The sequence below is a fragment of the Streptomyces griseoviridis genome (assembly GCF_005222485.1).
Classification (GTDB): Bacteria; Actinomycetota; Actinomycetes; order Streptomycetales; family Streptomycetaceae; genus Streptomyces; species Streptomyces hintoniae.
The window spans coordinates 6,241,310-6,256,265 of record NZ_CP029078.1 but is presented as its reverse complement, the minus strand read 5'-3'; the positions used below and the strand labels follow the sequence as shown (position 1 = coordinate 6,256,265).

Annotated in this window: 10 protein-coding genes; 2 read left to right on the top strand and 8 right to left on the bottom strand. The window is 71.9% G+C overall.

What is annotated here, in order from left to right:
* Position 1: 1 nt before the first annotated feature.
* The 6 genes from ftsH to nsdA all read right to left on the bottom strand — a co-directional run bounded on the left by ftsH (position 2) and on the right by nsdA (position 9,796).
* Positions 2-1,948, bottom strand: a complete 1,947-nt coding sequence (gene ftsH / locus DDJ31_RS27180; RefSeq protein WP_127177752.1) for an ATP-dependent zinc metalloprotease FtsH — start codon at positions 1,946-1,948, stop codon at positions 2-4.
* Between the two features lie 143 nt (positions 1,949-2,091).
* Positions 2,092-3,645, bottom strand: coding sequence for a signal recognition particle protein (ffh, locus tag DDJ31_RS27175; protein WP_127177753.1), 1,554 nt, complete (start codon positions 3,643-3,645; stop codon positions 2,092-2,094).
* Positions 3,646-3,729: 84 nt separating this feature from the next.
* The gene (locus DDJ31_RS27170) at positions 3,730-6,177 is read right to left on the bottom strand and encodes a [protein-PII] uridylyltransferase (RefSeq protein ID WP_127177754.1); all 2,448 of its coding nucleotides are present in this window, start codon (positions 6,175-6,177) and stop codon (positions 3,730-3,732) included.
* Positions 6,178-6,202: 25 nt separating this feature from the next.
* Positions 6,203-6,541, bottom strand: a complete 339-nt coding sequence (locus tag DDJ31_RS27165) for a P-II family nitrogen regulator (protein WP_003997576.1) — start codon at positions 6,539-6,541, stop codon at positions 6,203-6,205.
* The gene (locus DDJ31_RS27160; protein ID WP_127177755.1) at positions 6,538-7,806 is read right to left on the bottom strand and encodes an ammonium transporter; all 1,269 of its coding nucleotides are present in this window, start codon (positions 7,804-7,806) and stop codon (positions 6,538-6,540) included. The genes DDJ31_RS27165 and DDJ31_RS27160 overlap by 4 nt, the downstream gene beginning before the upstream one ends.
* Before the next feature lie 460 nt (positions 7,807-8,266).
* On the bottom strand, positions 8,267-9,796 hold the full coding sequence (gene nsdA / locus DDJ31_RS27155; RefSeq protein ID WP_431027190.1) for a transcriptional repressor NsdA: 1,530 nt from the start codon (positions 9,794-9,796) through the stop codon (positions 8,267-8,269).
* Positions 9,797-10,240: 444 nt separating this feature from the next.
* Here nsdA and DDJ31_RS27150 point away from each other — a divergent pair, with 444 nt between their 5' ends.
* Positions 10,241-10,897, top strand: coding sequence for a bifunctional DNA primase/polymerase (locus DDJ31_RS27150; RefSeq protein ID WP_127177757.1), 657 nt, complete (start codon positions 10,241-10,243; stop codon positions 10,895-10,897).
* Between the two features lie 108 nt (positions 10,898-11,005).
* On the opposite strand, the gene ftsY is transcribed toward DDJ31_RS27150, so the two are convergent.
* Positions 11,006-12,205: a signal recognition particle-docking protein FtsY gene (ftsY, locus tag DDJ31_RS27145; protein WP_127177758.1), complete on the bottom strand. Its 1,200-nt coding sequence runs from the start codon at positions 12,203-12,205 to the stop codon at positions 11,006-11,008.
* A gap of 161 nt (positions 12,206-12,366) precedes the next feature.
* On the opposite strand from ftsY, the gene DDJ31_RS27140 reads away from it, so the two are divergent.
* Positions 12,367-13,338: an LLM class flavin-dependent oxidoreductase gene (locus DDJ31_RS27140; RefSeq protein ID WP_127177759.1), complete on the top strand. Its 972-nt coding sequence runs from the start codon at positions 12,367-12,369 to the stop codon at positions 13,336-13,338.
* Positions 13,339-13,402: 64 nt separating this feature from the next.
* On the opposite strand, the gene DDJ31_RS27135 is transcribed toward DDJ31_RS27140, so the two are convergent.
* Complete coding sequence (locus DDJ31_RS27135; RefSeq protein ID WP_127177760.1) at positions 13,403-14,821, bottom strand: sugar porter family MFS transporter; 1,419 nt, start codon at positions 14,819-14,821, stop codon at positions 13,403-13,405.
* Positions 14,822-14,956 lie beyond the last annotated feature (135 nt).

Here is a 14,956-nt window from a genome sequence, read left to right as displayed (position 1 = left end):
GCTAGAGGTCGGTGTCGGTGTCCTTCGTCAGCCGGGTGATGCCCGCGATCCGGTACGCGTCCGTCTCCTCCAGGGTCTCGCTCTCCAGCAGGGCCGCGGCGAGGGCGTCCAACTGGGGGCGGTGGTCGCGGAGTTTGCGGCAGGCCTCCTCGTAGCAGGCGTCGACGATCCGGCGCATCTCGGTGTCGATGACGTCGAGCGTCTGCGGGGCGGCGGCGAGGCCGTAGGCCTGCTGGGCGTCGTTCGGGAGGGCGGAGAGGCGGCCCACGGCCTCGCTCATGCCCCACCGGGCGACCATGCCGCGGGCGATGCCGGTGACCTGCTCGAGGTCGCTCTCCGAGCCGGTCGTGACGACCCCGTAGACGACCTGTTCGGCGGCCATCCCGCCGAGGGCGCCGATGATCCGGCCGCGCAGGTACTCCTCCGTGTACGCGTACTTGTCGGCGTCCGGGGTGGAGAGGGTGACGCCGAGGGCCCGGCCGCGGGGCACGATGGTGATCTTGCGGACCGGGTCGGCGCCCGGCTGGAGCATGCCGAGCAGGGCGTGGCCGCTCTCGTGGAAGGCGGTGCGCCTTCGCTCCTCCTCGGGCATCACCAGCGGCCGTTCGGCGCCGAGCTGGACCTTCTCCAGCGCCTCCGAGAGGTTGGCCTGGGTCACCTGGTCCTGCTGGTGCTTGACGGCGAGCAGCGCGGCCTCGTTGGCGAGGTTGGCCAGGTCGGCGCCGGTCATGCCGGGGGTGGTGCGGGCGACCTGGGCGAGGTTGACGTCGGGGGCGAGCGGGATGCCACGGGTGTGGATCTCCAGGATGGCCTTGCGGCCGCCCCGGTCGGGCGGTGAGACGGTGACCACCCGGTCGAACCGTCCCGGCCTGGTCAGCGCCGGGTCGAGGACGTCGGCGCGGTTGGTGGCGGCGATGACGATGACGCCCTCGGAGCCGGAGAAGCCGTCCATCTCGGTGAGGATCTGGTTGAGGGTCTGTTCGCGTTCGTCGTGGCCGCCCATGCCGGAGCCGCCGCCGCGGGCCCGGCCGATGGTGTCGATCTCGTCGATGAAGATGATCGACGGCGCGACCTTGCGGGCCTCCGCGAACAGCTCGCGCACCCGGGAGGCGCCGACGCCCACGATCATCTCGATGAACTCGGACGCGGAGGCCGAGAAGAACGGCACCCCGGCCTCGCCGGCGACGGCCCGCGCGAGCAGTGTCTTGCCGGTGCCGGGCGGCCCGGACAGGAGCACGCCGCGGGGCATCTTGGCGCCCATCCGCCGGTAGGCGTCGGGGTTCTTCAGGAAGTCGACGACGTCGTTCAGCTCGCCCTCGACCTCGTCGATGCCGGCCACGTCCTCGAAGGTGGTGCGGACCGCGCCGGGCTCCAGTTCGACCGGTCGGGGCGGGGCCTTGCGGCCGAGCATGCCGCCCGCGCCGCCGAGGCCCGCGCTCATCCGGCGGGCGATGAAGATCCACAGCACCACCAGGAGCACCATCGGGGCGAGTGCGAGGAGCAGATTGGCGAGAAAGCTGCGGTGCTGGACGACCGGCTCGGCGGTGACCGTGACGCGGTGCTTGGTCAGGTCCTCCCAGAGCTGGTCGTCGGCGAAGGTCGGCCGCTCGGTCTTGAACTTGGTGTACTCGGCGCCGCCGTCGGGGTTCTTCTGCTTCTTCTTGAGCTGCCCCTGGATCGCGTCGCCCTTGGCGTAGATCTTGCTGACGTTCCCGGCGTCCACCTGTCTGCTGAACTCGGTGTAGGAGATCGTCCGCTCGTCGCCCTCGTTGAAGAACGACAGCACCAGGTTGGCGATCAGGTACACGATCAGCGCGGTGAGGATGAGGCTCCACCAGCCGCCGCGCATCCGCCGTCCGCCCGGCGGCGTCCTCTTCGGCTCGTCGGGAGCGCCCTCGGTGCGCCATGGCTGCTCGGGCGACTTGCGCGAGGGGGCGGGGTTGCTCATACCGGGACGTTACGACAGGAAGGCCGTGCGGGCACGCGGATGGACGACGCCGGGGGCGCCCCTCGGGTGAGGGGCGCCCCCGGCGTCGGCGGCCTCGGCGGGGCGTCGCGTTTACGCGCGGCGCCCGGCGGCTGCGGGAGCCGTCAGCCCATGAACTTCTTGAACTCGTCCGGCAGCTCGAAGTCCTGTCCCGCCTGCTGGCCGGGCAGTCCGAGGGCGTCGCCGCCCTGGGGTCCGGCGGCGCGGCGGGCCGCGGCCTCCGCCTCCTGCTGCTGGCGCTTCATCGGGTTGCCCGAGCGCTGCTTGCCCTTGGCCTTCTTCTGCTGCTTCTTGGCCCGGCCGGGGCCGCCACCCATGCCGGGCATCCCCGGCATCCCGGGCATGCCGCCGCCCTGCGCCATCCGGGACATCATCTTGCGGGCCTCGAAGAACCGCTCGACCAGGCCCTTGACGGCGCTGACCTCGACACCGGAGCCCTTGGCGATACGGGCGCGGCGGGAGCCGTTGATGATCGCGGGGTCCTGGCGCTCGCCCGGGGTCATCGACTTGATGATCGCGGCGGTGCGGTCGACGTCCCGCTCGTCCAGGTTGTTGATCTGGTCCTTGATCTGGCCCATGCCGGGGAGCATGCCGAGCAGCTTGCTGATGCTGCCCATCTTCCTGACCTGTTCCATCTGGGCCAGGAAGTCGTCCAGGGTGAAGTCCTGGCCCTTCTTGGACGCCAGCTTGGAGGCCATCTTCTCGGCCTCTTCCTGACTGAACGTCTTCTCCGCCTGCTCGATCAGGGTGAGCAGGTCACCCATGTCGAGGATGCGGGAGGCCATCCGGTCAGGGTGGAAGGCGTCGAAGTCGTCGAGCTTCTCGCCGTTCGACGCGAACATGATCGGCTTGCCGGTGATCTGCCGGATCGAGAGGGCGGCGCCACCGCGGGCGTCGCCGTCGAGCTTGGAGAGCACCACGCCGTCGAAGCCGACGCCGTCGCGGAAGGACTCGGCGGTGTTGACCGCGTCCTGGCCGATCATGGCGTCGACGACGAAGAGGATCTCGTCGGGCGAGACGGCGTCGCGGATGTCCGCGGCCTGCCGCATCAGCTCCTGGTCGATGCCGAGGCGTCCGGCGGTGTCCACGATGACGATGTCGTGGACCTTGGACTTCGCGAACTCGATGGAGTCCTTGGCGACCTTGACCGGGTCGCCGACGCCGTTGCCCGGCTCGGGCGCGTAGACGGCGACGCCCGCGCGCTCGGCGACGACGCTCAACTGGTTGACGGCGTTGGGGCGCTGGAGGTCGCAGGCGACGAGCAGCGGCGAGTGGCCCTGCTCCTTCAGCCAGTGGCCGAGCTTGCCCGCGAGGGTGGTCTTGCCCGCGCCCTGGAGGCCGGCCAGCATGATCACCGTCGGCGCGGTCTTGGCGAAGCGCAGTCGCCTGGTCTCACCGCCGAGGATGGTGACCAGCTCGTCGTTGACGATCTTGAGGACCTGCTGGGCGGGGTTGAGCGCCCTGGAGACCTCGGCGCCCAGCGCCCGCTCCTTGACGTTCTTGATGAACGTGCGGACTACGGGGAGGGCCACATCGGCTTCGAGGAGTGCGATGCGGATCTCACGCGCCGTGGCGTCGATGTCCGCTTCGCTCAGCCTGCCTTTGCCGCGGAGGTTTTTGAAAGTCGCGCTGAGGCGGTCGGAGAGAGTATCGAACACGGCGGCGTCGGTCCTCGGGGTCGGTGGCTGCTGATGGATCGCCCTCCAGGGTATCCCGGCTCGGCCCGACACCGGGATGCCGCGTCATCCCCTGAGCATCTCCTCCAGTTTCCGCGCCACCGCGTCCGCCTCCGCGGCCGGCAGGGGCTTGCCCTCGGCGCCGGTCACGTAGAAGGCGTCGACCGCGTTCGCGCCCAGGGTGGAGGCGTGCGCGCTGCGGACCCGGACGTCGGCGTCCTCCAGCGCCCGCCCGATGCGGAACAGCAGGCCGGGGGCGTCCTGGGCGCGGACCTCGATGACGGTGGCGAGCCGGGAGGCGGCCGGGTGGACGGTGACCCGGGGCGGCGGCGCCACCCAGCCGCGACGGCGCGGATAGGCGGCGTCCCGCTCCGCGAGCCGGCCCGCGATGTCGAGGGAGCCGTCGAGGGCGCGCACCAGGTCGGCGCGGAGCCTGGCGGCCTGCGGGAGTGAGCCGTACTCGGCGGCGACCCGCCAGTCGAGCAGCAGGACGGCGCCGTCGACGCCGTCGGGCAGGTCGAGGGAGCGCAGTTCGGCGGTGCGCACGGTCAGCCGGTGCATGGCGAGCACACCGGCCACCGCGGGCAGCACACCGGCCTGGTCGGGTACGGCGATGAGGAGTTCGACGCCGAGCGGCTCGGGGCCGCCGGGCGGCTGCTCGCCCGCCGGTGGTTCGGTCTGCGCGCGCAGCGCCAGCACGGGGCTGCCGGTGGCGACCGCCTCGATGGCGAGCCGCTCCTGTTCGGCGGTGGGGGCGGCGGCCTCGGGCTCGTCGGGCTCCTCCCCGGCGAGCACCGCGGCGACCCGCTTGACCAGGTCGGCGACGAGCGAGCCGCGCCAGGAGGACCAGGCGGCGGGTCCGGTGGCGAGGGCGTCGGCCTCCGTGAGGGCGTGCAGCAGGTACAGGGTGCTCTGGCTGCCGACCGCGTCGGCGACGGCGCGGACGGTCGCCGGGTCGTCGAGGTCGCGGCGGGTGGCGGTCTCGACGAGCAGCAGATGGTGGCGGACCAGCGTGGACAGGACGGTGACGTCGGCGCGGTCGAAGCCGATCCGGGCGGCGACGTCCTTGACGATGATCTCGCCGGCCACCGAGTGGTCGCCCGGCCAGCCCTTGCCGATGTCGTGCAGCAGCGCGGCGACCAGCAGCAGGTCGGGGCGGCTGACCCGGCGGGTGTACTCGGAGGCGCGCACGGCGGTCTCGATGAGGTGCCGGTCGACGGTCCAGACGTGCACGGCGTTGCGCTGCGGCCGGCAGCGCACCCGCTCCCAGTCCGGCAGCAGCCGGGTGATCAGGCCCTCCGCCTCCAGCGCCTCCCACACCTCGACGGTGGGGCGTCCCGAGCCGAGCAGGGTCACCAGTTCCTGGCGGGCCTCGGCGGGCCAGGGGGTGGGCAGCGGGCGTACCGAGCCGGCCAGGCGGCGCACGGCGTGCAGGGAGAGCGGCAGGCCGGCCTGGGCGGCCGCGGCGGCGGCGCGCAGCGGCAGCACGGGGTCGCGGTCGGGTCGGGCGGCGCGGGCGAGGACGACCTCGCCGTCCTGCTCGACGACGCCCTCGGCGAGCGGGGAGCGTTCGGCGGTCTGCTTGCCGCCGCCGAGCATGGCGCGCAGCCGGGGCCGCACGGAGCGCGAGCGCAGCACCCGGCCGACCTCGCGCCAGGTGACGTCGCTGGCGTAGGAGATGACCCGGGCGGCCTCGTAGACCTGGCGCAGCAGGGTGTCGGCGTCCAGGAGGCCGAGTTCGGCGGCGACCTGGTCCTGTTCCTGGAGGGCGAGGCGGTCGGTGGCGCGGCCGGTGGCGAGGTGCAGGGCGTCGCGGACGTCGAGGAGGCGGCGGCGGGCGTCGTCGAGGCCCTCGCGGGGGGCGTCGGCGAGCCAGGAGGCGGCGACGGCGCGCAGCGCGGTGGCGTCGCGCAGGCCGCCGCGGGCCTCCTTGAGGTCGGGTTCGAGGAGGTACTGGAGCTCGCCCTGGCGTGCGGCGCGTTCGGCGCACAGCTCCTGGAGTTCGGGGAGGCGTCGGGGTGCCTGGTTGCGCCAGTCGGCGAGGACGGCGGTGCGCAGGGACGCGGTGAGGCCGAGGTCGCCCGCGAGGTGGCGGGCGTCGAGCAGGCCGAGCTGGACCTTGAGGTCGTCGCCCGCGGTCCTGCGGGCCTCGCCCGGGGTGCGCACGGAGTGGTCGAGGGCCAGGCCGAGGTCCCAGACGGGGTACCAGATGCGGTCGGCGAGGGCGGCGACGGCCGCGTTGTCGGCGCCGTCGTGCAGCAAAAGCAGGTCGAGGTCGCTGCGCGGGGACAGCTCGCCGCGGCCGTAGCCGCCGACGGCGACCAGGGAGACCCCGCGCAGGCCCTCGGTGCCCGCGGTGAACAGCCCGGAGAGCCATTCGTCCGTCAGTTCGGAGAGGGCCAAACGGCGCGGCGGCCCGGACCGCGCCCCCTCCTGGAGGAGGCGCAGCCGGGCCGCCGCGTAGCCGCTGGGTCCCGAGTCCTCTGCTTCGTTCCGCACGTCCGTGCTCGTCACCCGGCGACTCCTGTTCGTTCTTTTCCTAGAGCGCGTCAGGACCGCGCTCGCCGGTCCTCACGCGTACGGCCGTCTCCACGGGCAGGGACCAGACCTTGCCGTCACCGATCTTGCCGGTTCTGGCCGCTTTGACGATGACGTCGATGAGCTGTTCGGCGTCGTCGTCCTCGGCCAGGACCTCGATGCGGATCTTGGGCACCAGGTCGACCGTGTACTCGGCACCGCGGTAGACCTCGGTGTGCCCCCGCTGACGACCGTAGCCGCTCGCCTCGGTGACCGTCAGTCCGTGGACGCCGAAGGCCTGGAGGGCTTCCTTGATCTCGTCGAGCCGGTGGGGCTTGACGACTGCGGTGATGAGCTTCATGCGTCCACCTTCTTGCTCGCGACGGTCGCGGACGGGACGGCGCCGGAGAGGCCGCCGCCGGCCCCGCCGAAGTCGTATGCGGTCTCGGCGTGCGAGGTCTGGTCGAGGCCGGTGACCTCGTCGTCCTCGCTGGCCCTGAAGCCGATGGTCTTCTGGATCACCCAGGCGAGGATGAACGTCACCACGAAGGTGTAGCCCATGACCGAGAAGGCGCCGATCGCCTGCGACACGAACTGCTTGAAGCCGCCGGCGCCGTTGATGGCGAGGAAGCCGACCAGCAGGGTGCCGATGACACCGCCGACCAGGTGGACGCCGACCACGTCGAGGGAGTCGTCGTAGCCGAGCTTGAACTTGAGGGAGACCGCCCAGGAGCAGACGGCGCCGGCGACCACGCCGATGAGCATCGCGCCGAAGACGTTGACGTTGCCGCCCGAGGGGGTGATGGCGACCAGACCGGCCACCGCGCCCGAGCAGGCGCCCAGCGTGGTGAAGGCGCCGTGCCTGATGCGCTCGTAGGCGAGCCAGCCGAGCATGGCGGCACCGGTGGCGACCTGGGTGTTGAGGGCCATGCCCGCGGCGGTGCCGTCGGCGGCCAGCTCGGAGCCCGCGTTGAAGCCGAACCAGCCGAACCACAGGAGCGCGGTGCCGATCAGGACCATCGTCAGGTTGTGCGGGCGCATCGGGTCGCGCTTGAAGCCGACGCGCTTGCCGACGACGAGGACCGCGGCCAGGGCGCCGATACCGGCGTTGATGTGGACGGCCGTGCCGCCCGCGAAGTCGATGATGGCCGGGTCGAGCTTGGCGAGCCAGCCGCCGCCCCAGACCCAGTGGGCGACCGGGAAGTACACCACGGTGACCCAGAGGCCGACGAAGACCATCCAGGAGCCGAACTTCACCCGGTCGGCGAGCGCGCCGCTCATCAGGGCCGGGGTGATGACCGCGAACAGCATCTGGAAGAGGGAGAACGCGAAGACCGGGATCTTCCGTCCGGCGAAGTTCTCCATGAGGGTGTCACCGGTGACGCCCTTCAGGCCGATGAGGTCGAGGTTGCCTACAAAACCCCCGACGTCACCGCTGAAGGCGAGCGAGTGACCGTAGAGCACCCAGAGCACGCTCACGATGCCCAGAGACACAAAGGACATCATGAGCATGTTCAGGGTGCTTTTGGTGCGGACCATGCCCCCGTAGAACAGGGCGAGGCCCGGCGTCATGACCATGACCAGAGCAGCGCTGATCAGTACGAATCCGGTATCTCCAACATTCAAGGCCTTGTGACTCCTTCGGCGGAACGGCCCTGTGCGGATGCCTGTGACAACGGGCCGGCTGTGCTGAGGAGACTGGCTCAAACCGATTTCACGTAAGGCTTAGATGTGTTTCCCGCGCGTGACGAAGTTGTCCGCGACGTTACGGCCGGATGACGGTCACGGCCGCCGCAGCCGCCCGATCACGGCCGCGGGCCGCCAGGACACCGGACCTTCACACCCGCCTTGTGTGCGAAGCCGCGCCCCGACGGAAAGTGGCTTTCGGGCACCGGTCGGCCAAACGTCCCTGCTCGGCCCCCGCCGAGGTGGCCGAAAACCGACCAGGCCCCGATCGCTTGCCGCAGCAACCGCGGAACCGGCCGCGACGGCCTTCCGATGACCTGGCACAGGGGGGAGCCGAGTCGGGCGGTTCGGGAGGGCCGGCCGCGGCCGGGGCTGGGGGTTCGCGCGGTCCGCGCGGCGGTCAGACGGCTTCCGCCGCCTCGGGCAGCTCGACGGCGAGCCTGTCGGTGAGGTCGACGACGGCGGCGAGCCCGCCGAAGTCCCGCACGGCCGTGTCGACCGTCTTGCGGATGCGGGTGTTGACCCGCTCGGAGCGAACCGTCTTGCCGACCGCCATCGCCTGCTCGGCCAGGGCCGCGCCGCGCTCGGGCTCCCGCTGGAGCAGATGCACGGTGGCCATGCCGATCAGGTTGAGCGCGTACGACCGCTGGTGCTCGCCGTCCGTGGCGAACAGCTCGACGGCCCGCCGCATCAGGGGCTCGGCCAGCGAGGCGTAGGTGGGGCTGCGGCCCGCCACATAGGCGAGGTCGCGGAAGGAGTGGCTGTTCTCGCCGTGCAGCTCGGCCTCGGAGAAGAAGCGGATCCAGTCGGGGTCGGGCTCGTCCCACTCGTCGGCGTCGGCGAAGACGTCCTCCGCCATCCGGACCGCGCGCTTGCAGCGGCCGGGCTGCCCCATGTTGGCGTAGGCGCGGGCCTCCATCGCGTGCAGCATCGCCTGGGTGCGCGGGCTCGCGCAGTCCCGGCTGCCGTACTGGGCGAGATGGATCAGCTCCAGGGCGTCGTCGGGCCGCCCCAGATGGATCATCTGCCGGCTCATGCTGGACAGGACGTAGGAGCCGAGCGGCTTGTCGCCGGCCTCCTTGGCCGCGTGCAGGGCCAGCACGAAGTACTTCTGCGCTGTCGGCTGCAACCCGACGTCGTACGACATCCAGCCGGCCAGCTCGGCCAGCTCGGCGGCGACCTTGAACAGCCGGCGGGTGGTCTCCTGCGGCTGGGGCTCCTGGAGCAGGTCGGTGACCTCGTGCAGCTGCCCGACGACCGCCTTGCGGCGCAGGCCGCCGCCGCACTGGGCGTCCCACTGGCGGAACATCATCGTGGTCGACTCCAGCAGATCCAGCTCGGGCTGCGAGAGCCGTCCGACGCGCCGGGCGGAGGGCGCCGGGTCGGGCTCGGCGCGCGGCGGCTGCGGCGAGGGCACCAGCCAGCGCTGCATGGGCTCGATCAGGGCCGGGCCCGCGGAGAGCGCGAGCGAGCTGCCGAGGAAGCCGCGCCGGGCGAGCATCAGATCGCTGCGCGAGAACTCGCTGAGCAGCGCCACCGTCTGCGGGGCCGTCCACGGCAGGTCGACGCCGGACGCGGAGGGTGACTGGCGGGCGGTGCGCAGGCCGAGGTCCTCGACCGCGACGACACAGCCGAACCGCTCGGAGAACAGCTCGGACAGGATCCTGGGGATCGGCTCGCGGGGGTTCTCGCCGTCCAGCCAGCGGCGCACCCGCGAGGTGTCCGTGGAGATGTGGTTGGCGCCCAACTGGCGTGCCCTGCGGTTGACCTGGCGGGCCAGCTCGCCCTTCGACCAGCCGCTGCGCACGAACCAGGAGGTGAGCAGTTCGTTGGGGCGCTTCTCCGCGCCGGACGCGCCGGACGCACCCGTCGCGCTGGTCGCGGTGGACGTGTCCGTCACGTTCGTCCCGCTTCCGCCGTTGCCGCTCACTGGAACGCCCCCATTCCTGAGACCACTTGTCGCCGCTTGCGCCAAGCCCTATCAGAATGCCGGTAAATAGGGCTCCGCGTCCGCACGTTGTCACCCGTCGAACGGAAAACCGCCTTGCCTCCGGCATACCCACGAGTACGCGCGCCCCAGGACTCGTGTACTCAAAGTAATCCTACGATCACCCCTTCGGCCGCGACGGTCCTGGAAACGCCACCATTCGCCACCCCATCGAATGAACTGGCGGACGCCTGTTAACGATTCACTTGACACATGACGAACGGAAGCGGGCGCAACGATGCACCAGGGGGCGCACGCCGCCGAGTTCACCACTCCGAACCCTTCTGAGCGCCGTCTGAAGCGCACGGGACCGGGCAGGTGGAGACAGAGAGTCACATGACGCATCCGCGCCGTAACCGGCGGCGCGGCGGACCCGTTGGAGGGGGCATGGGTTTCACGATCGGCGGCATCCGGGAGATCCGCTCCGGCTCTCGTCGACGCGCTCGCTCCTCGGAGTGCGTGGCCGTCGCCGAGTTCACCGGACTCTGGGGCTGGGACGTGGTGCGGGGCGCGCGGGCCGCGGGCGGCGCCTGCTCCTGCGGCCGCACGGACTGTCCCGCGCCCGGCGCCCACCCGCTGGAGTTCGCCCCCCGGCTGCCGGCCGGCTCGACGCTCGACGAGGTGACCGAGGCGTGGGCCCGGTTCCCCGGCGCGTCGGTGATGCTGGCGGTGGGCCGCGCGTTCGACGTCATCGAGGTGGCGGAACCCGCCGGCCACCGCGCCCTCGTCCGCCTGGAACGCATGGGCCTCCCGCTCGGCCCGGTCGCCGCCACCCCGGAGGGCCGCGCCCAGTTCTACGTCGCCCCCGGCGCCGCCGCCGAACTGCCCGAGCTGCTCTACAGGACCGGCTGGGACGACCCGACCTCGCTCGACCTGCGCGGACTCGGCCCCGGCACGTTCGTCACGGCCCCGCCCTCCGACCGCGGCGGCCTCGGCCCGGTCCGCTGGCTGCGCGCCCCCGCCCTGGACACCGCCACCCGCCCGCCGGCCGCCCGGCTGCTCCTGGGCACCCTCGCCTACCTGGCCCACCGCTCCCGCGCCTGACCCGCGGGCCGCGCGCCCGGCCCCGGCAGCCACCGCCCCACACGGCGAAGCGCCCGTCCCCGACGGTGCTCGGGGGCGGGCGCCACTGCGCGAGGACGGGGTGCGGTGTCACTCTCCGATAAGGGCATCCACGAACGCCTCGGGCTCGAACGGCGCCAGGTCGTCGGCGCCCTCGCCGAGTCCGACCAGCTTGACGGGCACGCCCAGCTCGCGCTGCACGGCGACCACGATGCCGCCCTTGGCCGTGCCGTCCAGCTTGGTCAGGACGATCCCGGTGATGTCGACGACCTCGGCGAAGACCCGCGCCTGGACCAGGCCGTTCTGCCCGGTGGTGGCGTCGAGGACGAGCAGCACCTCGTCGACCGGCGCGTGCTTCTCGACGACCCGCTTGACCTTGCCCAGCTCGTCCATCAGACCGGTCTTGGTGTGCAGCCGTCCCGCGGTGTCGATGAGGACGACGTCGACCCCCATCTCCTTGCCCTCCTTCACCGCGTCGAACGCGACGGAGGCGGGGTCGCCCGCCTCAGGCCCGCGCACGGTGTGGGCACCGACCCGCTCGCCCCAGGTCTGCAACTGGTCGGCGGCGGCGGCCCTGAAGGTGTCGGCGGCGCCGAGGACGACGGTCCTGCCGTCGGCCACCAGGACCCGGGCGAGCTTGCCCGTGGTGGTGGTCTTGCCGGTGCCGTTGACCCCGACGACCATCACGATGCCGGGCGTGCGGCCCTCGGGCTCGGTGCGCACGGCGCGGTCGACGTCGGTGCCGACCAGCTTGAGCAGTTCCTCGCGCAGCAGGGCGCGCAGTTCCTCGGGGGTGCGGGTGCCGAGCACCTTGACGCGTTCGCGCAGGTTGTCGACCAGCTCCTGGGTGGGCAGCACACCGACGTCGGCGGTGAGCAGGGTGTCCTCGATCTCCTCCCAGGTGTCCTCGTCGAGGTGCTCGCGCGACAGCAGCGTGAGCAGCCCCTGACCGAGGGCGTTCTGGGAGCGGGAGAGGCGGCTGCGCAGCCGGACGAGACGGCCGGCCGCGGGCTCCGGGATCTCGATCGGGGGCGCTTCGGTGGGCGGCTCCTCGACGACGACGGGGGCCGAGCCGTCCGGGAGGCCGACCTCCTCTATCGTCCGACGGGACTCGTCGCTCGGCTCCTCGGCCTCGTCGCCGACGTGCGGCTCGGCCGGAGGGGCGGTGATGTCGGGCGCGGTGGGCGGGGGCGGGGGCAGCGGCCGCTTGCGACGGCTGCCGACGACGAGCCCGCCGATCGCGCCGAGGACGACCACGGCGATGACTACAGCAAGGATGACGGTTTCCATAACCCGACCAGTATCGGCCATGGCCCCCGACGGGCCCAGTTGTGCCGTACCCCTGGGGCGACCGTTTTCCCTCGGGGCGCCGCGGGTCCGCGCCTCTGGCCGTCTGACGCTCCGTCAGCTACGGTCCTGCTCCGCAGCCACCGTCCGAAGGGGGACCCGCCATGCCCGTCACGGTCGTGCGTTTCAACCTGGTCGAGCCCGGCGCCACCCCCGCCTCGCTCGGCGCCCGCTACCGGGCGGCCGTGGAGATGGCCGCCTACGCGGACCGGCACGGGGTGACCACCGTGCAGACCGAGGAGCACCACGGCGTCGACGACAACTGGCTGCCGTCGCCCTTCGCCTTCGCGGGCGCGGTCTTCGGGGCGACCCGGACCGTCGCGGTGACCGTCTCGGCGGTGATCGGGCCGCTGCACGACCCGCTGCGCCTGGCCGAGGACATCGCGGTCCTCGACCTGCTCAGCGGCGGCCGGCTGGTCACGGTGGCCGGCATCGGCTACCGCCCCGAGGAGTACGCCCGCGCGGGGATCGACTTCCGCCGCCGCGGCCGGATCCAGGACGAACTCCTGGAGACGCTGCTGAAGGCGTGGACCGGTGAGGAGTTCGACTACCGGGGCCGTACCGTGCGGGTCACCCCGCGCCCCGGCACCACGCCGCACCCGCTGCTGCTGGTCGGCGGCTCCTCCCGGGCTGCCGCCCGCCGCGCGGCCCGCCTCGGCCTGCCGTTCTTCCCGAGCGCCCATCTGCCGGAGCTGGAGGCGTACTACAAGGAGCGGCTGGTGGAGTACGGCACCGAGGGCTGGACGATGATGCCGGAGGCCGAGACGCCGCTGCTGCACATCGCCGAGGACCCGGACCGGACGTGGGCCGAGTACGGCGGGCACTTCCTGCACGAGGCCAGGACGTACGCGTCGTGGCAGTCGGGGGCGATCCACTCGGCGGTGCGGTCGGGCGCCCAGGACGTGGCGGCGCTGCGCGCGGAGGGCGTCTACCGGGTCGTCACGCCCGAGGAGTGCGTGGCCCAGTCGCTGGCCAACCTGGTGCTGCATCCGCTGGTGGGCGGGATGCCGGTGGCGGAGGGGTGGCGCAGCCTGCGGCTGTTCTGCGAGGAGGTGCTGCCCCGGCTCGGGGGGTGAGCCGGGGCAGATACCGAGGAGAGGGCGGCGGGGGGGTGGCCCTCTCCTCGGGTCCGGGGGGCGCTCAGCCCATCGACTCCAGCGTCCGGCCCTTCGTCTCCTTGACGAAGGCGAGCACGAAGGGGATCGACAGCGCGGCGAAGAACGCGTAGATCATGTAGGTCGCGGAGAGGTTCCAGTCGGCGAGCGAGGGGAAGCTCGCGGTGATGGCCCAGTTGGCGATCCACTGCGCGGAGGCGGCCACGCCCAGGGCGGCGGCGCGGATCCGGTTGGGGAACATCTCGCCGAGGAAGACCCAGACGATGACGCCCCAGGAGAGGGCGAAGAAGAGGACGAAGACATGCGCGGCGACCAGGGCGACCCAGCCCGGGGTGGCCGGCAGCTTGCCGTCGACGAGGTGGTACGAGAACGCCCACGCCTCCAGCGAGAGGCCGACGACCATGCCGACGGAGCCGATCAGGGCGAGCGGCTTGCGGCCGACGCGGTCCACGAAGATCATCGCGATCACGGTGCCGATGATGTTGATGATCGACGTCGTGAACGAGTAGAAGAACGAGTCCGTCGGGTCGATGCCGACCGACTGCCACAGCGTCGAGGAGTAGTAGAACGCGACGTTGATGCCGACGAACTGCTGGAAGACGGAGAGCCCGATACCGATCCAGACGATCCGCTGGAAGAGGAACGAGCCGCCGAGCAGGTCCTTGAAGGTGGACTTGTGCTCGCGCCGCATCGCCGTCTCGATCTCGTCGACCCGCGCGTCGAGGTCGATGTGCTCGCCCTCGACCTCCGCGAGGATCGCGCGGGCTCGGTCGCGCTTGCCGACCGAGAGCAGGAAGCGGGGGGACTCCGGGATGGCGAAGGAGAGCAGGCCGTACAGGACGGCCGGGATCACCATGACGCCCAGCATCACCTGCCATGCCTCGAGGCCGAGCAGCTTGCCGCGCTGGTTGCCGCCTGCCGCGTTCAGCAGGCCCCAGTTGACGAGCTGCGAGATGGCGATGCCGACGACGATCGCGGCCTGCTGGAAGGAGCCGAGCCGGCCCCGGTAGGCGGGCGGCGAGACCTCGGCGATGTAGGCGGGGCCGATGACGGAGGCCATGCCGATGGCGAAACCGCCGATGATCCGCCAGAAGGCGAGGTCCCAGAGCGCGAACGGCAGGGCCGACCCGACGGCGCTGATGGTGAACAGCACGGCCGCGATCTGCATGCAGCGGATGCGGCCGATGCGGTCCGCGATCCGGCCGGCGGTCGCGGCGCCGATGGCGCAGCCGATCAGGGCGACGGCGATGACCTGGGCCAGGGTCGCGGAGCCGATGTCGTAGCGATCGCGGATGGCCTCGACGGCGCCGTTGATGACGGAGCTGTCGTAGCCGAACAGGAAGCCGCCCATCGCGGCGGCCGCCGCGATGAAGATGACATGTCCGAGATGTTCGGGGTGCGGCGGTACTGATCCCGGCTGGGGTGCCTGCGCGGTGCTGGTCACGATCAACTCCTCGGGCCACCGGCAGCGCTGCCGGGTGGGGGTGAGCCCTTCCAAGTGGTGGTATCCAGTGGCGCATAGCTTCACGTCGCTCACCACCTGAAGGTAAAAGCAACGTTGCAGAGGATATGCCTTCAA